Source organism: Pseudomonas sp. UBA7530, from assembly GCF_002479365.1.
Taxonomy (GTDB): domain Bacteria; phylum Pseudomonadota; class Gammaproteobacteria; order Pseudomonadales; family Pseudomonadaceae; genus Aquipseudomonas.
Genome location: NZ_DLMS01000011.1, coordinates 216160 through 239863, shown reverse-complemented (window position 1 = coordinate 239863; position 23704 = coordinate 216160). Strand labels below are relative to the sequence as shown.

At 63.2% G+C, this 23704-nt stretch carries 20 protein-coding genes; 6 read left to right on the top strand and 14 right to left on the bottom strand.

Features of this window, described 5'->3' with window-relative positions; all coding sequences use genetic code 11:
• Window positions 1-97: 97 nt before the first annotated feature.
• From pstA to B2U07_RS15070, 5 genes are all read right to left on the bottom strand, one after another.
• Window positions 98-1774 (bottom strand): phosphate ABC transporter permease PstA, encoded by a 1677-nt coding sequence (gene pstA, locus B2U07_RS15090; protein ID WP_197857708.1) that lies wholly within the window; start codon window positions 1772-1774, stop codon window positions 98-100.
• A gap of 13 nt (window positions 1775-1787) precedes the next feature.
• Window positions 1788-4073 carry an ABC transporter permease subunit gene (locus B2U07_RS15085; protein ID WP_296277209.1) on the bottom strand — a complete coding sequence of 762 codons (2286 nt, stop codon included), beginning with the start codon at window positions 4071-4073 and terminating at the stop codon, window positions 1788-1790.
• A 167-nt stretch (window positions 4074-4240) separates the two neighbouring features.
• Window positions 4241-5209, bottom strand: a complete 969-nt coding sequence (locus tag B2U07_RS15080) for a PstS family phosphate ABC transporter substrate-binding protein (protein WP_275546579.1) — start codon at window positions 5207-5209, stop codon at window positions 4241-4243.
• A 660-nt stretch (window positions 5210-5869) separates the two neighbouring features.
• On the bottom strand, window positions 5870-6304 hold the full coding sequence (locus B2U07_RS15075; RefSeq protein WP_197857705.1) for a ferritin-like domain-containing protein: 435 nt from the start codon (window positions 6302-6304) through the stop codon (window positions 5870-5872).
• A 65-nt stretch (window positions 6305-6369) separates the two neighbouring features.
• On the bottom strand, window positions 6370-7200 hold the full coding sequence (locus B2U07_RS15070) for a BON domain-containing protein (RefSeq protein ID WP_296277208.1): 831 nt from the start codon (window positions 7198-7200) through the stop codon (window positions 6370-6372).
• A gap of 211 nt (window positions 7201-7411) precedes the next feature.
• Here B2U07_RS15070 and algB point away from each other — a divergent pair, with 211 nt between their 5' ends.
• Together algB and B2U07_RS15060 are read left to right on the top strand one after the other, a co-directional pair.
• Entirely contained in the window at window positions 7412-8764 is a 1353-nt protein-coding gene (gene algB, locus B2U07_RS15065; protein ID WP_275546576.1) for a sigma-54-dependent response regulator transcription factor AlgB, read from the top strand.
• 13 nt (window positions 8765-8777) lie between these two features.
• The gene (locus B2U07_RS15060; protein ID WP_296277207.1) at window positions 8778-10574 is read left to right on the top strand and encodes an ATP-binding protein; all 1797 of its coding nucleotides are present in this window, start codon (window positions 8778-8780) and stop codon (window positions 10572-10574) included.
• Window positions 10575-10668: 94 nt separating this feature from the next.
• Here B2U07_RS15060 and B2U07_RS15055 read toward each other — a convergent pair whose 3' ends face one another.
• The 6 genes from B2U07_RS15055 to B2U07_RS15030 all read right to left on the bottom strand — a co-directional run bounded on the left by B2U07_RS15055 (window position 10669) and on the right by B2U07_RS15030 (window position 17443).
• Window positions 10669-10854: a PA3371 family protein gene (locus B2U07_RS15055; protein WP_296277206.1), complete on the bottom strand. Its 186-nt coding sequence runs from the start codon at window positions 10852-10854 to the stop codon at window positions 10669-10671.
• An 18-nt stretch (window positions 10855-10872) separates the two neighbouring features.
• Window positions 10873-11175 (bottom strand): hypothetical protein, encoded by a 303-nt coding sequence (locus tag B2U07_RS15050; protein ID WP_296277205.1) that lies wholly within the window; start codon window positions 11173-11175, stop codon window positions 10873-10875.
• Window positions 11176-11347: 172 nt separating this feature from the next.
• Window positions 11348-12535 (bottom strand): hybrid sensor histidine kinase/response regulator, encoded by a 1188-nt coding sequence (locus tag B2U07_RS15045; RefSeq protein WP_197857699.1) that lies wholly within the window; start codon window positions 12533-12535, stop codon window positions 11348-11350.
• Window positions 12529-13140 carry a chemotaxis protein CheB gene (locus B2U07_RS15040; protein ID WP_296269675.1) on the bottom strand — a complete coding sequence of 204 codons (612 nt, stop codon included), beginning with the start codon at window positions 13138-13140 and terminating at the stop codon, window positions 12529-12531. Before B2U07_RS15040 ends, B2U07_RS15045 begins: the two co-directional genes overlap by 7 nt.
• Window positions 13137-13946 (bottom strand): CheR family methyltransferase, encoded by an 810-nt coding sequence (locus B2U07_RS15035; RefSeq protein ID WP_275546569.1) that lies wholly within the window; start codon window positions 13944-13946, stop codon window positions 13137-13139. Before B2U07_RS15035 ends, B2U07_RS15040 begins: the two co-directional genes overlap by 4 nt.
• The gene (locus B2U07_RS15030; RefSeq protein ID WP_296277204.1) at window positions 13946-17443 is read right to left on the bottom strand and encodes a response regulator; all 3498 of its coding nucleotides are present in this window, start codon (window positions 17441-17443) and stop codon (window positions 13946-13948) included. The genes B2U07_RS15035 and B2U07_RS15030 overlap by 1 nt, the downstream gene beginning before the upstream one ends.
• Before the next feature lie 131 nt (window positions 17444-17574).
• On the opposite strand from B2U07_RS15030, the gene B2U07_RS15025 reads away from it, so the two are divergent.
• From B2U07_RS15025 to B2U07_RS15015, 3 genes are all read left to right on the top strand, one after another.
• The gene (locus tag B2U07_RS15025; RefSeq protein ID WP_275546567.1) at window positions 17575-17967 is read left to right on the top strand and encodes a response regulator; all 393 of its coding nucleotides are present in this window, start codon (window positions 17575-17577) and stop codon (window positions 17965-17967) included.
• A gap of 50 nt (window positions 17968-18017) precedes the next feature.
• Complete coding sequence (locus tag B2U07_RS15020) at window positions 18018-18686, top strand: DUF3313 domain-containing protein (RefSeq protein WP_296277203.1); 669 nt, start codon at window positions 18018-18020, stop codon at window positions 18684-18686.
• Between the two features lie 137 nt (window positions 18687-18823).
• Window positions 18824-19237, top strand: coding sequence for a DUF1330 domain-containing protein (locus tag B2U07_RS15015; protein WP_296277202.1), 414 nt, complete (start codon window positions 18824-18826; stop codon window positions 19235-19237).
• Here B2U07_RS15015 and B2U07_RS15010 read toward each other — a convergent pair.
• Window positions 19234-20016 carry an N-acetylmuramoyl-L-alanine amidase gene (locus B2U07_RS15010; protein WP_296277201.1) on the bottom strand — a complete coding sequence of 261 codons (783 nt, stop codon included), beginning with the start codon at window positions 20014-20016 and terminating at the stop codon, window positions 19234-19236. The genes B2U07_RS15015 and B2U07_RS15010 overlap by 4 nt on opposite strands.
• The gene (locus B2U07_RS15005; protein ID WP_296277200.1) at window positions 20013-20603 is read right to left on the bottom strand and encodes a MarC family protein; all 591 of its coding nucleotides are present in this window, start codon (window positions 20601-20603) and stop codon (window positions 20013-20015) included. The genes B2U07_RS15010 and B2U07_RS15005 overlap by 4 nt, the downstream gene beginning before the upstream one ends.
• Before the next feature lie 227 nt (window positions 20604-20830).
• On the opposite strand from B2U07_RS15005, the gene B2U07_RS15000 reads away from it, so the two are divergent.
• Window positions 20831-22351 (top strand): nucleobase:cation symporter-2 family protein, encoded by a 1521-nt coding sequence (locus B2U07_RS15000; RefSeq protein ID WP_296277199.1) that lies wholly within the window; start codon window positions 20831-20833, stop codon window positions 22349-22351.
• A gap of 54 nt (window positions 22352-22405) precedes the next feature.
• On the opposite strand, the gene B2U07_RS14995 is transcribed toward B2U07_RS15000, so the two are convergent.
• Window positions 22406-23704: diguanylate cyclase (locus B2U07_RS14995; RefSeq protein ID WP_296277198.1), on the bottom strand; the 1299-nt coding region annotated here is incomplete at its 5' end.

Genomic DNA, 23704 nt, shown 5'->3' with positions numbered 1-23704 from the left:
TCACTCCGTTCGCAGCGGCAAGCTGCAAGCTACAAGCTGCAAGCCCGGTCGCCGCACTTCTGCTCGAAGCTTGCGGCTTGGGGCTTGCGGCTCGGATTTAGTGGTCCAGGGCCTTGTACTTCTCGCGCAGGCGGTTGCGCAGGTAGATGGCCGTCAGGTTGAGAACCGCGATCACCAGCACCAGCAGCAGCGCGGTGGCGTATACCAGCGGCCGCGCGGCCTCGACGTTGGGGCTCTGGAAGCCGACGTCGTAGATGTGGAAGCCCAGGTGCATGATCTTCTGGTCCAGGTGCAGGTAAGGATAGTTGCCGTCGACCGGCAGGCTCGGCGCCAGCTTGACCACACCCACCAGCATCAGCGGCGCCACTTCGCCGGCGGCGCGGGCCACGGCGAGAATCAGACCGGTCATCATCGCCGGGCTGGCCATCGGCAGCACCACGCGCCACAAGGTTTCCACCTTGGTCGCGCCCAGGGCCAGGGAGCCTTCACGCAGCGCTCGCGGAATGCGCGACAGGCCTTCCTCGGTGGCGACGATCACCACCGGTACCGCGAGCAGCGCCAGGGTCAGCGAGGCCCACAGCAGGCCTGGCGTACCGAAGGTCGGCGCCGGCGCTGCTTCCGGGAAGAACAGGCGGTCGATCGAGCCACCCAGCACGTAGACGAAGAAACCCAGGCCGAATACGCCATAGACGATCGCCGGAACGCCGGCCAGGTTGTTCACCGCGATGCGGATCACCCGGGTCAGCGGGCCCTGCTTGGCATACTCGCGCAGGTAGATGGCTGCGATCACGCCGAACGGGGTAACGATCACCGCCATGATCAGGGTCATCATGATGGTGCCGAAGATCGCCGGGAAGATGCCGCCTTCGGTGTTGGCTTCGCGCGGGTCGTCGCTGACGAACTCCCAGACCTTGCTGCCATAGTGGCTCAGCTTGTCCAGCGTCGACATGGCGTTCGGGCGGAAGGCGCGTACCACCTTGCCGAGGCTGATTTCCTGCTCGCGGCCGTCAGCCGAACGCACGGTCATGCTGTCACGGTTGAACTGCTCGTAACGCGCGCTCAGCTCGGCCTCCAGCACCTTGTACTCGGCGTCCCACTGGGCGCGCTCGGCAGCCAGGTCGGCCTGGGCAGCATCGGTGAGCTGGTTGGTGAGCTCCAGCTTGCGGGTCTGCAGGCGCACACGCTCCAGGCCGGCGTTGATGCGGCCGATGTCGCGCTTCTCCAGTTTGACGATCTCGCCATGCAGGTCTTCGACGCGCTGCAGACGCTTCTGCAGCTCCGCCCAGGCAGCGTCGCCTTCAGCGACCAGCTGGCCATTTTCCTTGACGTTGACCAGGTAGCCGTAGAAGTTGCCCCACTCGCGACGCTCGAAGGCGGTGATGTCCACCGGCTTGCGCTGCTCGCTCAGCCACTCGCCGACAACCCAGGTGAAGTCCGCACCGTACAGGTCGCGGTTACCCACCTTGATCAGCTCGCGAGTCATGAACTCGCCACCCTCGACATCCACCGGCAGGCCGGAGGCGGCCAAGCGGGCACGCGGGATTTCCTCGATCTGCACCACGGCGCCAGCCATCACCCTGGCCTCCTGGCCGGGCACCTGATAGTTGGCTTCGATGATGTCGGCCGGCCAGAAGTGCGCCAGACCGCGCACCGCGATCACCGACAGCAGGCCGATGACCATGATGATGGCGATGGACACCGCGCCGGCGTTCATCCAGATCCAGGGCGAACCGCTCTTGAACCAGGATTTCATGTTGTTCTGTTTCACGGACATAGTCTTGCAGTCCTCAGAGCGATGCGTACTTGACGCGCAGGCGCTGACGCACCAGCTCGGCCAGAGTGTTCATGACGAAGGTGAAGGTCAGCAGCACCAGCGCGGAAAGGAACAGGACGCGGTAATGGGTACCGCCCACTTCCGACTCCGGCATCTCCACCGCCACGTTAGCGGCCAGGGTGCGCAGGCCTTCGAAGATGTTCATGTCCATGATCGGCGTGTTGCCGGTGGCCATCAGCACGATCATGGTTTCGCCGACGGCGCGGCCCATGCCGATCATCAGCGCCGAGAAGATGCCCGGGCTGGCAGTCAGGATCACCACGCGGGTCAGGGTCTGCCACGGCGTGGCACCGAGGGCCAGAGAGCCGAAAGTCAGGCTCTTGGGCACGCTGAACACGGCGTCTTCGGCGATCGAGTAGATGTTCGGAATCACCGCGAAGCCCATGGCCAGACCGACCACCAGGGCGTTGCGCTGGTCGAACGGAATGCCCAGGTCATTGCTCAGCCACTGGCGCATATTGCCGTCGAACAGCCAGTTTTCCAGGTGACCGCTCATGCTCAGGGAGAAGAACGCGACGACCAGGATGACCGGGATCAGCAGCGCAGCTTCCCAGCCGTCCGGCACGCGCAGGCGCACGGACTCCGGCAGGCGGCTCCAGATGAAGCCTGCCAGCACGATGCCGATCGGCGTGAAGATCAACAGGCTGAAGATACCGGGCAGGTGTCCCTCGACATAGGGCGCGAGGAACAGGCCGGCGAAGAAGCCGAGAATCACCGTCGGCAGCGCTTCCATCAGCTCGATCACCGGTTTGACCTTGCCACGCATCGCCGGCGCCATGAAGTAGGCGGTGTAGATCGCCGCGGCGATCGCCAGCGGAGCGGCCAACAGCATGGCGTAGAAAGCCGCCTTGAGGGTACCGAAGGCCAGCGGCGCCAGGCTCAGCTTGGGTTCAGCATCGGTGTTGGCCGAGGTGGACTGCCAGACGTGGGCCGGCTTGTCGTAGTTCTCGTACCAGACCTTGCCCCACAGCGCGCTGAAGGAAATTTCCGGGTGCGGGTTGTCGAGCAGTAGGCGCTCGAGGCTGCCGTCGTGTTCCAGCAGAATGCGGTTGGCGCGCGGCGACATGGCCGCCATGGTGTGGCCATCGGCGACCTGCTCGACCAGCAGGGTACGGTGCGCGGTGCTGTGGAACACGCCCAGGTTACCGGCGCTATCCATGGCGATGAAGCCCTTGCGGCGCTGCTCGGAGATGATCTGGGCAATCGGGCTGCCCGCCATCTTGAAGTCACGCACCAATTTCAGCGAAGACTTGCCGTCTTCGTCACGGACCATGAACCACTGGGCGATGCCACCCTTGCTGTCACCGACCAGCAGCGAGATGCCGCCGAGCAGCGAAGTGGCGTAGGTCACTTCGCTGGAGCCGTCGTTGAGCAGCTTGTAACGGCCGTTGAGAGTGTTGCGGCGCAGGTCGAAGACATCGGCGGTGGCGCTGCCATTGATCACGTACAGCCACTGCTGGCGCGGATCGATGATCAGGCTCTTGATCGGATCGGCGATCTGCGGCAGCGCCAGGCGATCTTCGCTGGTACTGACCTCGCCGGTCATCAGGTTCTCTTCGCGACTGATGCTGACCGCGTGCAGCTCGCTGCCCACCGAGGCGGCGATGACCAGGGTGCCACTGCTCAGACTGATGCCCATGTGCTCGAGCGGGCGGCCTTGCGGGTCCAGAGTCAGCGGTTCCTCACCGAAGGGGTAGGAAACGACCGGCGTGATGGTCTTCACGTCGTTGGGGTAGCTGACCCGATAGTTGTGTTCGAACACCAGCGCCTGGCCATTGGAGAGGCCCAGCACGACGCGGTTGCTGCCCGGCTGATCCTCGCCGACGGAAGTCACTTCGCTGCCCGCCGGCAGCGGCAGCGTGACCGCGTTCAGCGCGGCCATGCTCTTGGCATCGAAGAACTGCACGCTGCCGGAATTGGCAAGGCGCATGCCGACCTGGTTCTGCTCCTCGACAGCCATCAGCAGCGGCTTGCCGGCCTCGGCAAGCCAGGCCGGCTGTACCGGCTCGCGCTGTTGCAGGTCGGCGCCCTGGAACATGGGCAGTACTACATAGGCCAGGTAGAAGAAAATCAGGGTGATGGCGCCGAGCACGGCGAGGCCACCGACGGAAACGCCCCAGCGAGCCAGGCGATCTTTGAGAGCGCGCAGGCGGCGCTTGCGTTGCAGGGCAGGAGTGTTGAAGTCCAGCCCCAAAGAATTGGTGGAGGCGGTCATGGTTTCACTAGCCAGGTCATTCATGATTGAGAGCTTCTCTGCGCGGCCATGAGCGCGCCGTATTTTTCGTCTGTTTCACGAGCCCGGCCAATCTAGCGGTTTCGTATGACAGAAAAGTTACAGCACGGTGACGTAGCAAAGCCCACCTCTACGAATAGAGGCGGGCTTCGGATTGCAGCCTTACGCGGTCGTTACAGACCCAGTTCTTTCATGGTCTTGTCGACGACTTTCTTCGGCAGCGGGATGTAGCCGTCCTTGACGACGACTTCCTGACCCTGCTTGGACAGGACGAGCTTCAGGAACTCGGCATCCAGCGGGCTCAGCGGCTTGTTCGGAGCCTTGTTGACGTAGACGTAGAAGAAGCGAGCCAGCGGGAACTTGCCAGCCAGGGCGTTGGCTTCGTTGGCGTCAAAGGCTTCGCCGCCTTTCTTGGACAGGGGAACGGTCTTCACGCTGGAAGTCTTGTAGCCGATGCCCGAGTAACCGATGGCGTTCAGGGTGCTGGAGATCGACTGCACCACGGAAGCCGAACCCGGCTGCTCGTTGACGTTGGACTTGTAGTCGCCTTTGCACAGGGCTTCTTCCTTGAAGTAGCCGTAGGTGCCGGAGACCGAGTTGCGGCCGAACAGCTGGATCGGCTTGGACGCCCACTCGCCGGTCAGGCCCAGGTCACCCCAGGTCTTGATGTCCTTCTCGCCACCGCACAGGCGGGTGCTGGAGAAGATGGCGTCGACCTGAGCCATGTCCAGGCTCTTGATCGGGTTGTCCTTGTGCACGAACACCGCCAGGGCGTCGATGGCGACCGGTACTTCGACCGGCTTGTAGCCATACTTCTCTTCGAAGGCCTGGATTTCGCTGTCTTTCATCGGACGGCTCATCGGGCCGATGTTGGCAGTGCCCTCGGTCAGAGCGGGCGGGGCAGTGGAAGAACCGGCAGCCTGAATCTGAATGTTCACGTTCGGATAGCTCTTCTTGAACTCTTCAGCCCAGAGAGTCATCAGGTTGGCCAGCGAGTCGGAACCAACGCTGGACAGGTTGCCCGACACACCGGAAGTCTTTTCATAGGTCGGCAGAGCCGGGTCGACGGCGGCTACAGCAGATACGGCGCTTACGCCAGTGGCGGCGAAAGTCAGGGCCGCCATCAAACGCTTCAGTTTCATGCCTTGCTCCTAGCAGATTGTGTTGTGTTGGATGGAACGGGCCCAAGTATCTGCAGGCCACGTGAACACTGTATGAAACGAATGTGACAGTTAAATGAACACCAGTGACGTTTCGCTTTGGCAGCGAAAGGCGCTTTGGTGAAAGGCGGGTTGATACCGGACTGGCAATTAAGTGTGTGCTGCCGATGGCTTGGCCTACTTACGGGACCGCGAGCTCGCGAAATATCCGGAAGATCAAAGTGGGTAGCGTTTGGCTTTTGCTCTTGAAGCGCGATCTCACAAGCGACGCCCAAGTCCCCTTCAGGAGGCCGAGTGGAATCGCCGTGGAAGGGGTTGAGCGACATGGATGTCGCGAGAGCCGTGATGGGCCAGGGATGGCCCTTCACGGCGTGCCCCTGGAGCGGTGATGGAGCGAGGGAACCCCGGCGCAGCCGGGGCCGGATGGTGGGGTGCCCTTCTCTTTGGTTACTTTCTCTTGGGCAAGCAAGAGAAAGTGACTCGCCCGTAAGGGGCGAAACCAAGACGAAAGATCGACATGCCAATGATCTTTGCCCGGATATAAATAGCGCAAAAGAACACACAACTTGCCAGTCCGATCTGCGCAACAAAAAAAGCCCCCGCACGCCTTGCGTGCAGGGGCTCGTAACAGCGCAGCAGCGATTACTGCATGTTCTGCTTCAACGCGCGCATGCGCTCATGGCAGGCACGTACCTTGGGCATTTCGACGGCCAGCAGCACGCGGACGTCCTGGTCGGCACTCTCCAGCGCGTCTTCGAAGGCATGCAGGATGCGGTCTTCCGCGTCCTCAAGCTGCGCCACGTAGGTGGCGTCTTCATCCTTGGCCAGGGTCGCGCGGGTGTCGGCATAGAACTGGCGCAGCTTGCCCAGCATGGTGCCGCCGGCTGCCGGCTCGCTCTGATTGGCCGCGACCTTGACGCTCAGCGCATCGATCACCTGGGTCTTGGCGCGCACCATGTCACGGAACAGCGCCTGCAGGCGGACATCCTTGACCTCCTCGTGGGCATGCTCGTAGAAGCGCTTGCCGTCACGGGTGATTTCAATCAGTTCATTGAGTTGTGCGGTCTTGCTGCTCATGGATTCTCTCCTTGGCGATGGGACTTTCGGGTTGCCGGTCGCTGCGGCGGCCGACGGGTCGTGAATCAGCTGCTGATGCGCAGGGCGTCGGCATCGACGCCGCGAACACCGCGGATATTGCGGGCAATCTCGACCGCCAGACGTTTCTCGGCGCTGCTCAGCACACTGCCGCGCAGGCTGACCAAGCCGTCGCTGGTGTCCACCGAGATGTTCATCGCATCCAGGTTGCGGCTGTAGAGAAAGCTGGCCTCGACCTTGCTGGTGATCCAGCCGTCGCTGATGTTCTCGCGTGCTTCGTCGAGGGTCGTCTGCACCTCACTGCTACTGCTGTCGGCCGTGCTGATGCTGAGGTGGTTGAACACCTCGTTCACGCCATCGGTATTGGCCGCCAACTGGCCGGCCAGTTCCTTGGCCGCCGGGGTCTGCGCATGGCCGCTCAAGGTGATGTTGCCGGTCTCGCTCTTGACCTGGATGTCCAGGCCGCGAGTGTTGCTGTTCCAGAGCAACTTGGACTTCACGGTTGCGGCGAGGCTGGCATCTTCCAGACGTTGAACCATGCCGGGCGGATTGCCCTTGACGGCATCGCTGCCGACCTCGATGCGATTGTCCACCGAGTCGATGCCCTCTATGCTCAGCGCCACCTGCTCGGCGAGCTCTTTCTGCACGCCGTTCTCGACCTTACCGTCGAGCGTGGCTACGCCATCCTCCACGTCGATATCGAGCTTGTACGGATTGAGATGGCGATTGAGTGCAAAGGCTGTCCAGATGGAACCTTCCTGGCGGGCAGCGTCCAACTGGGGAGCCAGCGCGCCCTCGGTGGCTTGGCTGACCAGTGGGGTAAGGCCGAGCAGCAGCGCTGTGCTGGCAGCCAGTATCAAGGGTTTGAACGGGGGCATAAGTTCACTCCTGTTCGTGAGACGATACAAGCAATATCGCAAGCCTCATGCCAGCCCAAAAAGACAGATAAATTCCTTTAAAAACAAATAGTTAACAATAATAAAGGCACCCTGCCTGCATGCAGGGTGCAGTATCGGCGCAGTCAGGCCGTGCAACTTGCACGGTTTTTACCTGACTAAGCTGCATTGACCAGCGAGACGGAGCATATAAATGGCAGTAGCAGAGCAAACTAGCGGGCGCATTTTGCTGGTGGATGACGAAGCGGCAATCCTGCGTACTTTCCGCTACTGCCTCGAAGATGAAGGCTACGATGTCGCGGGTGCCAGTAGCGCAGCGCAGGCCGAAGCCCTGCTGCATCGTCAGGTGTTCGACCTGTGCTTCCTCGACCTGCGCCTGGGCGAAGACAGCGGCCTCGATCTGCTGGCGCAAATGCGCATCCAGGCGCCGTGGATGCGCGTGGTGATCGTCACCGCCCACTCGGCGGTGGATACCGCAGTCGACGCCATCCAGGCCGGCGCTGCCGATTACCTGGTCAAGCCCTGCACCCCCGATCAACTGCGCCTGGCGGCTGCCAAGCAGCTGGAAGTGCGCACCCTGGCCGCGCGCCTGGAGGCACTGGAGGGCGAAGTACGCAAGGTCAAGGACGGACTCGATTCGCACAGCCCGGCGATGATGTCGATCCTGGAAACCGCGCGGCAGGTCGCTACCACCGATGCCAATATCCTCATTCTCGGCGAGTCCGGTACCGGCAAGGGCGAGCTGGCGCGCGCCATTCACGGCTGGAGCCGCCGTGCCAAACGCACCTGTGTGACCATCAACTGCCCGTCGCTGACCGCCGAGCTGATGGAGAGCGAACTATTCGGCCACGCCCGCGGCTCATTCACCGGCGCCAGCGAAAGCACCCAGGGCCGGGTCAGCCAGGCCGACGGCGGCACCCTGTTCCTCGATGAGATCGGCGATTTCCCGCTGGCGCTGCAACCCAAGCTGCTGCGCTTCATCCAGGACAAGGAATACGAGCGCGTCGGCGATCCGGTCACGCGCCGCGCCGATGTGCGCATCGTCGCCGCCACCAATCTGGATCTCGACGAAATGGTGCGCGAAGGGCGCTTCCGTGAAGACCTGCTCTACCGCCTCAATGTCATCACCCTCAAGCTGCCGCCGCTGCGTGAGCGTCATGAGGATGTGATGTCCCTGGCCGAACGCTTTCTCGCCCGCTTCGTCAGCGACTACGGCCGTCCGGCCTGTGCCTTCACGCCCGAGGCGGCAGCCGCCCTGCAGGCCTATCACTGGCCGGGCAATATCCGCGAACTGCGCAACGTCATCGAACGGGCCAGCATCATCTGCCAGCAGGAAGCGGTGGAGATCGCCCACCTCGGCCTCGGCGGCAGCAGCGAAGCGCCAAGCAGCACCGTACGGGTCGGCGCGCCGATGAGCCTCGAGGAGCTGGAAAAGGCCCACATCGCTGCGGTGCTGGCCAGCAGCAGCACCCTCGACCTGGCGGCCAGGACCCTGGGTATCGACACCTCGACCCTCTACCGCAAACGCAAGCAGTACAACCTCTGACCATGGGATCACCATGAAGCTGTCGATGAAGCTTCGCACTCGCCTGTTCCTCAGCATTTCCGCGCTGATCACCGTGGCACTGCTCGGCCTGCTGCTCGGCCTGTTCAGCGTCACGCAGATGGCGCGCAGCCAGAGCGATCTGATCCAGCGCGGCTTCACCGCCGTGCAGGTCGGGCAGAAGCTGCGCCAGCACTTGGGCGACGAACTGATCTTGTTGCTCGACCCCAAGCCGGCGCCGGAAAGACTGGCGCAGGCACGCGAGTCTTTCCGCGCCACCCTTGCCGAAGGCCTGCAGGCGAACCTCGGTACGCGCTACAAACAAGGCCTCGAGCAAGCTGCCGCGCTCTACGAACAGCAGGTAGAGGCCGCCGCCAGCGGTACCCCCGCCGGGCAGACTCCGCACAATCTGGGTGCTCACAAACCCTTCACCGAAGCTTTCCAGCGCCTGCGCAACCACCTGCTCAACGAACAGGATCAGGTCGTCGAGCGGGTCGTCGCCGCCGAGAAAAAGGCCGGCGAGCGCTCTCAGCTGATCGCCGGGCTCCTGGTGCTGACCGGCCTCGCCGTATTGGCGATCGGTGTGCTCACCGCCCATGGCATCGCCCGGCGCTTCGGCGCCCCCATCGACATGTTGGCGCGTGCCGCCGACCAGATCGGCCAGGGCCAATACGATGTAGTGCTGCCGGTGTCGCCGGTGGTGGAACTGGCGGTGCTGAGCCGCCGCTTCGGCCTGATGACCGAGGCGCTGCGCGAGTACCATTCGAGCAACCTCAATCAATTGCTCAGCAGCGAGGGCCGGCTGAAAGCGGTGCTCGACAGCATCGACGATGGTCTGGTCATCCTCGACGAGCAAGGCCGTATCGAACATGCCAACCCGGTAGCGCTGCGCCAGCTGTCCTGGCACGCCGACATTCTCGGCCAACCGATCGGCCCACTGCTGCCGGACCACGCCGTCGACGAGGCGCTGCGTCAGGTGCTGGCCGGCGAACCACTGCACGAGCCACCGGCCGACCTGCACATCGAACGCGACGGTGAAACCCGCCTGCTGGCCTGGGCCCTGACCCCCGTGCAAGTGGGCGCGGGAGGTAGCGTAGGGGCGGTGATGGTGCTGCGTGACGTCACCAAGCAGCGCGCCTTCGAACGTGTGCGCAGCGAATTCATCCTGCGTGCCTCCCATGAGCTGCGTACGCCGATCACCGGCATGCACATGGCCTTCAGCCTGCTACGCGAGCGCCTGTCGCTGCCTGCGAGCGGCCGCGAACAGGAATTGATGCGTACCGTTGACGAGGAAATGCACCGCCTGGTGCAGTTGATCGACGACCTGCTTAACTTCTCGCGCTACCAGAACGGCGTACAAACCCTGCAACGCCGCCCCTGCAACCTGGCCGAGATGCTCCTGCAAACCCCTCAACGCTTTGCCGAAAAAGCCGCGGAGCGTGAGGTGGAACTGGTCTGCGAGGTCCATGAGCCGCTGCCGCACCTCAACGTCGATGCCACACAGCTGGAACGGCTGGTCGACAACCTGACCGACAACGCTCTGCGCTACAGCAACCCGGGCGACAAGGTGCGCCTGCAGGTGCGTCGCCATGGCGAGCAGGTGATCGTCAGCGTGCAGGATGAAGGCGAAGGCATCCCCTTCGAACAACAGACACGAATCTTCGAACCCTTCGTCCAGGTCGGCAGGCGCAAAGGCGGAGTTGGCCTGGGTCTGGCGCTGGCGCGGGAGATCGTGCAGTTGCACGGTGGCCAGCTCAGCGTTCACTCGCGCCCTGGCGAAGGTTCCAACTTCTACTTCAGCCTGCCGGTCTAAGCTCGATGCCTGGCAACACCTGGCTGCTCGCCCGCACATAAAAAAACGCCGCGATCGTCGCGGCGTTTTCTTGCGGGACCGGAACCGGTCGGGCTCAGCGCAGGACCGGGTCGAACTTGATGCGGCGCCCGGCCATCAGCGCCACCAGAAAGCCCAGGCCGAAAACGACGCTGGCACCCTTCAGCAACAGAGCGAAGCCTTCTTCCAGCCCTGGGCTCAGCCACAGCGCGGCCAGGCTCGACAGGGTCATGATCAACAACAGGATGGCACTTCTGGACATGGCAGGACTCCTTGTCGGTCAGAACACCCAGCGCGGGGTGCTGTTGGCAGCGCGTGGCTCGCGATTGGCGGTGCCGGTGTCGCCATCGTCGGAGATGCGCAGCCAATTGGCATCGTCACCGACGCTATGGGCACTTTGCTTGCGCAGCTCGGCAGCAGCGCCCTGCTGCGTACCGACACGAGACTCCCACACGGGCGAGTTGGAGATGGTGAATTCGGCCGTCTTGGCGATCGCGCCAGCCGAGCCGGTGAAATCCTTGGCGTAAGCCCCGTTGACCAGCAATGCAGCGACGCAAAACAGGCTCAGTCGGAAGATGTTCATGGCGCTTCTCCATCAGCAGGTCAGTCGGGACTTACATGACGATTTTGCAGCGCTCATGCCAATCTAAAAATATAAAAAATCCCTTATAAATCAACAACTTAAACAATTAAAAATGTGTTACCCCAATGCACTTTGCAAGATGCATGAATCACGACACGTGCAATTTGCACGATCAGTTGCGCCGCGGCAGCACGATGCTGAAGCACGAGCCCTCACCGAGGCGGCTGCAGAGCTCGATGCGGCCACCATGGGCCTGGACGATCTGCTCGCTGATGAACAGGCCGAGGCCAAGCCCCTGAGCAGTACTGGTATCGGATACACGCTCGAACTGCTCGAATACCCGCCGCTGATCCGCCTCGGAGATGCCCACCCCCTGATCACGCACCTCGGCACGAACCTGCTCACCCTCGACCCTTACCCGCACCGATACCGGCTTGCCGCCACCGTATCGCAGGGCGTTGGTCAGCAGGTTGGCCAGGACCTGCTCGATACGGAATTCATCGATCATCACCGGCGCCGGCCCCTCCACCTGCAGTTCGATATGACTACCGGTACTGGTGAACTGCGCGGCCAGGCTCTCCACCACGCTGCCGGCCAGAACGCCAAGGTCGCCCGGCTCCGGGCGCACGGACAGCTTGCCGGTGCGAATGCGCGAAACATCCAACATGTCGTCGATCAGGCGGCTCAGGCTGCGGATCTGCCGCTCGTCGCGGGTAATCATCTCCTGCAGCTTGTCGGGGGCGAAGGCATCCATGCGCCCCTGCTCCAGGCGTAGCCGGCGCAGTTGCACGTCAAGGATCAGGCCATTGAGCGGCGTGCGCAGCTCGTGCGAGGCAATGGACATGAACACGTCGCGCATCTGCACCGCTTTCTGCAGCTCAGCCTGGGTCTCGCGCAGCTCGGTGAGCAGCGCCTCCTGTTCACGGCGCGCCGCCTCGACCACTTCCAGCTGCATGCTCAGCGCTTTGCGGTGACGATACAGCTCGACGAACATAGCCACCTTGCTGCGTACCTCGAAGGGCGACAGCGGCTTGTGCAGGAAATCCACAGCGCCGCTCTCGTAACCGCGGAAGGCGTAGTCCATGTCGCGCCCGACCGCGCTGACGAAGATGATCGGGATGTGCTTGGTCTTCTCCGTGCCGCGCATCAGCTCGGCCAGCTCGAAGCCGTTCATGCCCGGCATCTTCACGTCCAGGATGGCCAGGGCAAATTCGTTTTCGAGTAGCAGCGACAACGCCTCATCGGCGCTGCTGGCCTGGAACACGGTGCGATCTTCGCTCTGGATCAGCGAACGCAGTGCCAGGAGGTTCTCCGGCAGGTCGTCGACGATCAGCACCTTGGCTTCGGTCTTCCTCAGCATGGCAGGGTATCCAGTTCGGCCAGCAGCAGGCGCATGGCATTGAGAGACAGGAGAAAATCCGGTTTGAGCAGCGCCAGCGCGGCATTCGGCATGGTCGGCACCAGCGCGTCGGCCGGCTCCTGTACCAGCGTAAGACCACCGGCCTGCTGAACGGCCAGCAGGCCGGCGGCGCCGTCCTCGTTGGCGCCAGTCAGCAGCGCGGCAGCCAGCTGCTCGCCGTAGGCATCGGCAGCGGACTCGAAAAGGATGTCGATCGAGGGCCGGGAGAAATGCCGCGGCTCCTCGCGGCTGAGGGAAAAGCTGCGCTCGGTTTCGATGGACAGGTGATAACCCGCGGGCGCCACGTAAACCGTGCCACCTTGCAGGTATTCCTTGTCCTCGGCTTCCTTGGCCGGCAACTTCAGGCGCCGCGCGAGCAGATCAGCGAGCAGGCTGTCATTGCGATCCGGCTGATGCAGCAGGCACACCACCGGCAGCCGATAGTCCGGCGGCAGGTCTTCGAGCAGACTCAGCAGCGCTTCCACCCCACCGGCCGAAGCGCCGATCAGCAGCGCCTGCAGCGGCGCACGAACCTGACCGCGGAGGTTGATCCGTTGGCCGCTCATCGCTTGCGGAAAATCCGCTCGGGGCGCGACACCGCTTCGAACTGTCGGGCATAGGCGGAGAAATCCAGGCTTTCCTTGCTACCCAGGCCGAGAAAGCCGCGGTGACAGAGCGAATCGTGAAACAGGCCGAGCGCACGATCCTGCAAGTCGCGGTTGAAGTAGATCAGCACATTGCGGCACGACACCAGGTGGGTTTCGGCGAACACACTGTCGGTGGCCAGGCTGTGGTCGGCGAAGGTCACGTTGGCGCGCAGCGACTTGTCGAACAGCACGCGATCGTAGGCTGCCGAGTAATAGTCGGAAAATGCCCGCTTGCCGCCGGACAGCTGGTAGTTCTGCGTGTAGGTGCGCAGGTTGTCGAGGGCGAAAATGCCCTGCTCGGCCTTTTCCAGCGAATGCGGGTTGATGTCCGTGGCGTAGATCATGGTGCGCTCCAGCAGACCTTCCTCGTGCAGCAGGATGGCCAGCGAATACACCTCCTCCCCGGTGCTGCAGCCGGCCACCCAGACCTTCAGCGACGGATAGGTGTGCAACAGCGGCACCACCTGCTCGCGCAGGGCGAGAAAGTAGTCAGGGTCGCGGAACATCTCGCTGACAGGAATGGTGAGGTACTGCAACAGCTGCATGAAGGCCCGCGGCTCGTGCAGGATGCGCTCCTGCAGGGCCGAAATGGTCGGGCAATCGAGCTGCGCCTGCGCCTGACGTACACGGCGCTTGAGCGAGGCCTTCGAATAATCGCGAAAGTCATAGCTGTAACGCAGATAGATCGCCTCGATCAGCAGGCGCAGCTCGATTTCGTCAGGCATCAGAGACGCTCCAGCTTGGGCATCCACACGCGGATCAGGGAGAACAGGCGATCCAGGTCGATGGGTTTGGCCAGGTAATCGTTGGCGCCGACTTCGCGGCAGCGCTCCTGATCATCCTTCATCGCCTTGGCCGTCACCGCGATGATCGGCAGGTTCTTCCAACGGTCTTGCAAACGAATCTGCCGGGTGGCTTCGTAGCCGTCCATTTCCGGCATCATAACGTCCATCAGCACCAGGTCGATGTCGTCGTGTTCATGCAGTTTGGCCAACGCCTCATGGCCGTTGCGGGCGATTTCGACGGTGGCGCCCTTCTGCTCCAGCGCACTGGACAGGGCGAAGATGTTGCGTACATCGTCGTCCACCAGCAGCAGGCGCCGCCCCTCGAACAGCTTGTCGCGGCTGCGCGCGGTCTTGAGCATGCGCTGGTGCTCGCTGGACAATTCGGCTTCGACCTTGTGCAGGAACAGGGTGACTTCGTCCAGCAGGCGCTCCGGCGAGCGCGCGCCCTTGATGATGATCGAGCGCGAGTACTTGAGCAGTTCGGCTTCCTCGTCGCGGGTCAGGTTGCGCCCGGTGTAGACGATCACTGGAGGGAAGGAGCAGATGTCCTCTTCAGCCATACGTTGCAGCAGCTCATTGCCGAGCATGTCGGGTAGCTTGAGGTCGATGATCATGCAGTCGAAGACCGTGCTGCGCAATTTCTCCAGCGCCTCGCCGGCCAGGGCAACAGCGGTGATTTCGATGTCTTCGTCGCCGATCAGGCGGGCAACGCTGTCACGCTGCAGGGGGTCGTCCTCGACCAGCAGCACGCGCTTGACCTGCTGGTTGAGCTTGGCCTCCAACTTGCCGAAGACTTCCTTGAGCTGGTCGCGGCTGGTGGGCTTGAGCGCATAGCCGACTGCTCCCAGGTGCAGGGCCGCCTCGCTTTGGTCTTCGACCGAGACCACATGCACCGGGATGTGACGAGTCTGTGCGTCATCCTTGAGGCGCTGCAGCACGCTGAGGCCGGAGCCATCGGGCAGGCGCATGTCGAGCAGAATGGCATCGGGACGATAACGCCGCGCCAGCTCCAGGCCTTCGTCAGCGCTGGTGGCGACCAGGCAGGCGTAGCCCAGTTCGTGGGCCAGATCGAAGAGGATGCGGGCGAAGCGCACTTCATCCTCCACCACCAGCACACGGCGGCCGCCGTGCGCGTCGAGCTGCTCGCGATCATCGGCGAACGGCGCCGGGGGACGCGGCATCGCCGCCGCAGCGGCAGGAATCACCGGCGTGGCCGGCATCGCTGGCGGCGCCATTACCAGCGGCGCCGCCGGCTTGCTCTGGGCTGCGCCTTCGGCCATCTGCTCGGGCAGCAGCAGGGTGAAGGTGCTGCCCTCGCCGGGCACGCTGCTGACGGAAATGGACCCGCCGAGCAGCCCCGCCAGGTCACGCGAGATGGACAGCCCCAGGCCTGTGCCGCCGTAACGGCGATTGGTGGTGCCATCGGCCTGGCGGAAGGCATCGAAGATCGCCTGCTGCTGGTCGGCCGCGATACCGATGCCGGTGTCATGCACGGCGAAGGCCAGGTAATGACCCTCCTGACGCGAGACGCTGAGGGTCACGCCGCCACGGTCGGTGAACTTGAAGGCGTTGGACAGCAGGTTGCGCAGGATCTGTTCGGCGCGCTGGCGGTCGGTGAACAGCACCTGTGGCAGCTCGCCCTGCTGCTCGATCTGGAAACCCAGGCCACGCTCGCCAGCCAGTGGCGCGAACACATCGCGCAGGCTTTCCAGCATGCTCGCCAGCGGCGTGCGCTCGGGGCGCACCTCGAGTTTGCCGGCCTCGACCTTGGCGATGTCGAGGATGTCGTTGATCAGGTTGAGCAGATCGTTACCGGCCGAATAGATCGACTCGGCGAACTTGACCTGTTCATCGTCGAGGTTGCCGCTGGAGTTCTCCGCCAGCAGCTTGGCCAGAATCAGCGAGCTGTTCAGCGGCGTGCGCAGCTCATGGCTCATGTTGGCGAGGAATTCGGACTTGTAGCGGCTGGCACGCTGCAATTCTTCGGCGCGCTCTTCGAGCTGGGCCTGGATGCGGCCGAGCGTGGTGTTGCGCTGGTCCAGCTCGTCGCGCTGGTCGGCCAGCGTCTGCGCCTGTTCGGAAAGCTTCTCGTTGGTCTGCTCCAGCTCGGCCTGCTGGGTTTCCAGATGGGCCTGGGACTCCTTGAGCACGCGCGCCTGCTGCTCCAGCTCTTCGTTGGCGGCGCGCAGTTCCTCCTGCTGGGTCTGCAACTCCTCGTTGAGCTGCTGGGTCTGACCGAGCACCTCTTGCAAGCGCTGGCGATAGCGCGCGGCCTCCAAAGCCATACCGACGCTGCCGGCAATGGCTTCGAGGAACTCCCGCTCACGCGCCTCGAGCGGGCGCATGAAGGCCAGCTCGATCACGCCATTGACACTGTCATCGGACTGCAGCGGTACCAGGGCAACGCTGACTGGCTGGCCCTCGCCGAGACTTGAAGCGACCTTGATGTAATCCGCCGGCAAATCATCCAGGCAAACCAGGCGGCGGCCACGGGCAGCCTGACCAACCAGCCCCTCTCCTTTATAGAACTGCTCCTTGAGGCTGGCATCCTTGCTGAAGCCGTAGCCGGCAACGCGCTTCAGGTCGCCGGTTTTGCCGTCGCGCAGATACAGGGCGGCGACCACGCAATTGAGATATTCGGCGAGGAATTCGAGCGAGCGATCGGCCAGCTCCTGCACCTGCGGCTGACCGAGCAGACGCTCCGACAGCAGCGTCTGGCCACCGCCAAGCCAGGCACGACGCCCCTGCTCATCGGCGTAATCGGCCTGCTTGGCCATGGCCTGGGAATAAGTCTGCGAGAGACTCATCAGCTCGCGGCGGCCGAAAAAGGCCAGCAAGGCGCTGAACAGAATGCTCACCACCAGGTAGATGCCGGCGCCCCAGAGCGTGGTACTGCTGACATCGGCATTGCGCTGCTGACGCAGCTCACGCTCACTGTTGATGAAGGTATCGAGCTCGCGGCGCATGCCATCGGTGAGGTTCTTGCCGCGCCCCCGACCAATTTCGACCAGGTAATTGCCGCCGTCGCGACGGCTGCCGATGACTTCCTGGGCGAACAGATCCCACTGTTCTTGCAGCGCCAGCAGACGCTCGAGCCGCTGCATCTGTGGCGGATTGTCCGCGACCATGCCGATCAGTTGCTCGGTCAACGGGCGAAACTTGCCGCGCGCCTGTTCATAGGGCGCCAGATAATCTTCCTCGCCACTGAGCAGGAAGCCGCGCATGCCGGTCTCCAGATCCAGGGTCAGCTTGTACACTTCGCTGGCCCGATTGAGGACCTGGTCGGTATGCTCGACCCAGCGGATCACATCGAGCAGAAAGCCGATCAGCAGTGCAAAGAACAGGGCGCCCACCACGCCCAGGCCGAGCGGCAGCCCGACATTACGATTGAGAATGCGGCGAAAACCTCTTTCGTCCATTGCGGATTCATTCGACATAGGGACGTCCATTCGGTGATTGTCTCGCTTCTTCTTATCTATCGGGGGAAGGCGTGTGGCACACTGACCGCGTGCAGACTCCGAAGTTTGCCAAACATTTGCGCATTCTGCGCGCTGAAACAGAGAAGTTCATGACCGAAACCGATTGCGCCCGCGTCAAGACCATTGTCCTGGTCGAGGACGACGATGTCGTGCGCGAACTAACCGCGGAGGTGCTCGGTGAGTTCGGCTACCGCGTACACGCCCTGTGCGACGGCCCCAGCGCGCTCGACCTGTTGCGCAGCGACCAACAGGTCGATTTGCTGATGAGCGATATCGGCTTGCCCGGCATGGACGGGCGCGAGCTGGTGGCAGCCGCTCGCCAGCTGCGGCCGACCCTGCCGGTGCTGTTCGCCAGCGGCTACGACGAGCGTCAACTGCTCGAAGAAGTGCGCGCTCGCGACAGCGGGGCAGCTACCGAAAGTATCGTCAAACCCTACGATTTCAGGCTGCTGGCACAACGGCTGGGCGAACTGGCGGACTGACGGAGCGGCATCTAGTCTGATTCCAGACCAATGGACAGGAGAGTCCGCCGATGCGCTACGCCACTTCGCTTCGCCTGGGTCTTCTCGCTGGCTTGCTGCTCACCGGCTGCGCCAGTCAGACGACCCAACCCACGCAATTCTCCGGCTATCTTGCCGACTATTCCCAACTGCAGCCTGCCACCTCAGCCACCGGAGCACCGGTGCTGCGCTGGATTTCACCGCAGTTCAGCAGCGAGCGCTACACATCGGTCTACGTCGAGAAGCCAAGCTTTTACCCCGCTCCCGCGCCCAGCGACCAGGTCAGCGCGCAGACCTTGGAACAGGTGCGTGACTACCTGCATCAGGCACTGTTGCGCGAGCTGACGAACGCACGTCTGAGGCTGGTCGACACCCCGAGCATGGACAGCCTGGTGCTGCGCAGCGCAATCACCGGCGTCAACGTCTCGACCGAAGGGATCAAAGCCTACGAGGTGATCCCCGTGACCCTGGTGATCGCTGCAGCCAGCACGGCTGCCGGCACGCGTGATCGCGACACGGAGATTTTCATCGAACTGGAAGCGCTCGATGCCCGCACCAGCGAGCCGGTGCTGCGGGTGGTGCGCAAGGGCCACGGCCTTGCACTGGAGAACAGCAGCAGCCAGCTGACCCTGGATGACCTCAAGCCGGTGCTGGATGTTTGGGCACGCGACGCGCGCGACTTCCAACCCGACCTGCGCTGATCAGCCAAGGCCCAGGCAATACCGTGCGTAAGCCGCAGCACGCTGAACAGATGGCTGACTATCAAGCGGATCGATAGCGCTTGCGGTAGTTGATCTCAGGCGAGAGGCTCGGAAAAAACACCAGGCGAGGAACATGCATGCCCAGCATCAACCCAAGTAGCGTGGATTTGCAGGCGTTCGCCGAACGCATGCCAAGCGACACGCCGATTGTGATGCTCAATCTGCTTCGCTTCAGCAGTCAGGCTGCGTATGACGTAGACAGCCCCTTTGCGTCTTGCAGTGGTCGCGAAGCCTATGCCCGCTACAGCCGCACCGCGCTGGCCAAGGTTCAGGGCGTGGGCGGCGAGGTACAGGTTATGGCTGACGTTCACCTGGCGTTGATCGCGCCGCAGGAAGAACGCTGGGATCTGCTTCTTCTGGTGCGTTATCCATCATCCGCAGCCTTTCTGAGCATGCTCGCCGACCCTGAATACCAAGCGGCCACCGTTCATCGCAGTGCAGCGTTGGACGACTCGCGGCTGATCGCTACGACACCTGCCGAGAGGCTCTAGCTTGATGCCTGCCGGTTGAGCACCAGCAGGCGCGCTGCGGTTTCCGCGTCCGGCTGGCCGTCGTAGTTGGCTGGGCGGTACTTCATCTGGAACGCGGCGATGACATTGCGCGTCGCCTCGTCCAGCTCGCCATGCTGCGGCACCGTGTAACCGTGCTGCGCCAACTGCTCCTGGAACCACTGCACGCCGGGCAGGCTGGTGCTGAACAGCGCCTGCTGGCGCGCCACCGCGTCTTCATTCGGCCAGGGCACCAGACCCTCGTCGGCCAGGCGCTTCCAGGGGAACAGCGGGCCCGGATCGACCTTGCGCTGCGGCGCTACATCACTATGCGCGATGATCGAGCCCAGTGGTAGCTGGTGACGCTTGACGATGTCCTTGAGCAGCACGATCAGGGTGTCGATCTGCTGCGGGGCGAAGGGCTGCCAGTAGCGACCGGCCGGCGTCTGGTAGTAGCCCTGGTTGACCAGTTCGATGCCGATAGTGGTGCTGTTGAGCCAGGTACGTCCCTTCCACTCGCTGACGCCAACGTGCCAGGCACGACGGTTCTCGTCCACCAGTCGGTAGACGGTCGGCGGCGCATCGCCGATCAGGTAATGGCTGCTCACCTCGGTCTGCGTTAGCAGCTCGAGCGAACGCTGCAAGTCAGCGGAGGTGTAGTGCAGCACGACGTACTGTACGCGGCTGTTCTGGCCAGTCGCGGTATGGCTGTCGTCGATACGCAGACCGCCAGCACAGCCGGCGAGCAGAACGATAACGAGGGCAAGGCAAAGAGACTTCATGCGTGACCGAATACGCTTTGCAGGTTGTCCAGCAGCATGTCGACGCTGAGCATGATCAACAGCATGCCCATCAGACGTTCCACCGCCATCAACCCGCGATTACCGAGGAACCGTTGCAGGAACGAAGCCTGCAACAGGATGAATGCCGTCACCGCCCAGGCCAGAATCAAGGCCAGGTAAAGCTCCCAGAGCGGCCCGGTGTGAGTGTTGCGCAGGGTCATCAGCACTGCGAGTGCCGAAGGCCCGGCCACCGCAGGCGTGGCCAGCGGCACCAGCATCGGCTCGCCGTCCGGCACGTCGCCGAGCAGGCCCTGCGGGCTGGGAAAGATCAGGCGCATGGCGATGACGAACAGGATGATACCGCCGGCGATGGCCGTTGCCTCGCGTGATAGCCCGAGACTGGTGAGGAATTTGTCACCAAAGGTGAGGAACAGCAGCAGCAGACCAAGGGCGAACAGCAGCTCGCGCGCGGCGATCCAGATGCGCCGGCGTGGCTCGACGTTCTTCAGCGCAGCGATGTAGATGGCGATATTGCCGAAAGGGTCGGTGACGAGAAAGATCAGCACGGCGATGCTGAAGATGTCCATGGCTAGCTCCGCTGACAGGTGCGCATAGTCTAGGGCCTGCGGGGTCACCTCGCGAGTCCGCGCGCGCATGGATGCTCGCATTGTCGCCGGGGCGGAGCTTTCGTGACCGAAAACGCAGCGGCGTTCATGGCAGCGACCATTCGTAGAAATGTATACAAAGTAGTAGCCAAGATTGGAACAAAATGTCTACATTGACTGCACAAGAACAACAGCGAGTAGTTTTCCCCATGACCTCCACCGCTCAGCGCCCCGAGGACGAGAACCTCGGTATCGGCTCCAATCTGCTCTACGGCCTGCAACACGTACTGACCATGTATGGCGGCATCGTTGCCGTTCCGCTGATCGTCGGCCAGGCGGCCGGCCTGTCACCCGCCGATATCGGCCTGCTGATCGCGGCCTCGCTGTTCGTCGGCGGCGCCGCCACCCTGCTGCAGACCATCGGCCTGCCGTTCTTCGGCTGTCAGCTGCCACTGGTGCAGGGCGTTTCGTTCGCCAGCGTCGCCACCATCGTGGCGATAGTCGGCAGCAATGGCGGCGAGGGTGGGCTGCCGGTGGTGTTCGGTGCTGTGATAGGCGCGGGGCTGATCGGCCTGCTGATCACGCCAATCTTCTCCAAGATCACCAAATTTTTCCCACCGCTCGTGACCGGTATCGTCATCACTACCATCGGCCTCACCCTGATGCCGGTAGCCGCGCGCTGGGCCATGGGCGGTAACAGCCAGGCCGCGGACTTCGGCAGCATGGCCAACATCGGCCTGGCCGCGTTCACCCTGGCTACCGTTCTGCTATTGAGCAAAGTCGGCAGCGCGACCATCTCGCGCTTGTCGATCCTGCTGGCGATGGTAATCGGCACGCTGGTCGCCCTGGCGTTCGGCATGGCCGACTTTTCCAGGGTCAGTGAAGGCCCCGTGCTGGCCTTCCCGGCACCGCTGCACTTCGGCATGCCGGTGTTCGAGGTGGCGGCGATCATCTCCATGCTGATCGTGGTGATGGTGATCCTGGTGGAAACCTCGGCCGATATTCTCGCCGTGGGCGACATCATCGACACCAGGATCGATTCCAAACGTCTCGGCAATGGCCTGCGCGCAGACATGATCGCCAGCGTCGTCGCGCCGATGTTCGGCTCCTTCACCCAGAGCGCATTCGCCCAGAACGTCGGCCTGGTTGCCGTCACCGGGGTCAAGAGCCGCTACGTGGTGGCCACCGGCGGCCTGATTCTGGTCACCCTTGGCCTGTTGCCAATCATGGGCCGGGTCATAGCCGCAGTGCCGACCTCGGTACTCGGTGGCGCCGGCATCGTGCTGTTCGGCACGGTCGCGGCCAGCGGCATCCGCACTCTGGCCAAGGTGGACTACCGCAACAACATGAACCTGGTGATCGTCGCCACCTCGATCGGCTTCGGCATGATCCCCATCGCCATGCCCAGCTTCTATCACCATTTTCCGGCCTGGTTCGAAACCATCTTCCACTCCGGCATCAGCTCGGCGGCGATCATGGCGATCCTGCTCAACCTGCTGTTCAACCACTTCACGACCGGCAATTCGGATCAGCAGTCGGTGTTCGTCGCCGGTACCGAACGCAGCCTGCGCTACCGCGACATCGCCGCACTGCACGAGGGCGACCACTTCATCGACGGCAAGCTGTATGACGCTCAGGGCAATGAAGTGCCGCTGCTGGATGACGATCACGCCCCTGCGCCACGGACGGGCGCGCCTGCAGAAAAGGAACGGGCAGAGATGACTTCCTAGCCCCGAACAGACCCGCTCTGATGGCTGCCCCGGTCTGATTGCCCGGGGCAGCAGTCAGGCCTGTTCGACGCGGTTTCGTCCGGAACCCTTGGCGCGGTATAGCGCCTGGTCGGCGCGCTCGAAGGTGGCCTCGGTGGCCTCGTCATTGCGGAATTCGGCGATACCGGCAGAGAAGGTGATGGTCACCGGCTCGCCCTTGAAATGGAATGGGCAGGCCTCGACCGCCGCGCGCAGGGTTTCCAGCAACTGAACGCCGCCTTCCAGCGGAGTCGCCGGGATCAGCAGAACGAACTCTTCGCCACCGAAGCGGGCAATGAAGTCGGTCTTGCGCAGGCGCTTGTGCAGTTCGCCGGCGATGATCTTCAGCACCCGATCCCCGGCCAGATGGCCGTAGCCATCGTTGATCCGCTTGAAGTGGTCGATATCCAACACGGCCATCAGCAGCTGACCGCCGTAGCGCTGGCGACGCGCGACTTCCAGATCGAGGCGCTCGCTCCAGGCAGCGCGGTTGGGCAAGCCGGTCAGGGGGTCGAGCAGGGACTTCTGCCGTTGCTCCTCGATATGCTGGCGGAACTGCTGCGCCTCGACCTCCATTTCAGCAACACGCTTGACCAGGCCCTGCAGCCGCTCGGCCACGTCCTCCTCACCGCCGTCGCGCTGGCGTTGGTGATTGCTGACGCTTTGCAACAGGCCCTCCAGACGTTGCTCCAGCGCCTGCTTGAGCGTATCCAGGTCGGCCGCCTCCTGCACGCTGCTCTGCAGGTCACTGACCTGATCGCGCAGCTGCTGGTTGAAGTTTCGCGTGCTTTCTACCGACGCGGTGTAGCCCTCGTGCGCTTCGCTGAGGGTGCTGATAAAGGCGGCCAGGCGCTCGTTGAGCTGCTTGAGATAACCGGCGAAATCGCGCTGGCCACTGTCGCTGACCGCCAGTACCAGCACGGCCAGGTCATCCAGCACCGGCACCAGCTCATACCAGTTGAGGTTGCCCTCCAGGCGCTGGCGCAACGCCTCGCCCTGCGGCAGATGGCGTGCCGGCAGGTGCAGTTCGTCGAGCAGACCGCGCAGACTGTTGGCGATGTGCGGTGCCACCGCGCTGTAGCCCGGCTCGCTGCTGGGCAGGGAGAACGGGCTGTCGCTGGGTTCTTCATGCAGCACCAGGCCAGGTGGCAACGGCAGGCTGTCGAGCACCGGCATCGCGTCGCTGGCCTGGCGATGCACCGATGATTCGGGAACGACAGCCACTGGCGTGCTCGCATGCGCGGCGACCAATGGCGCCCGCGCTTCAGGCTCAGAGACAGCTGCAGGCTCAGGCTCAGGCTCAGATACAGATACAGGTGCAGGTGCAGGTGCAGG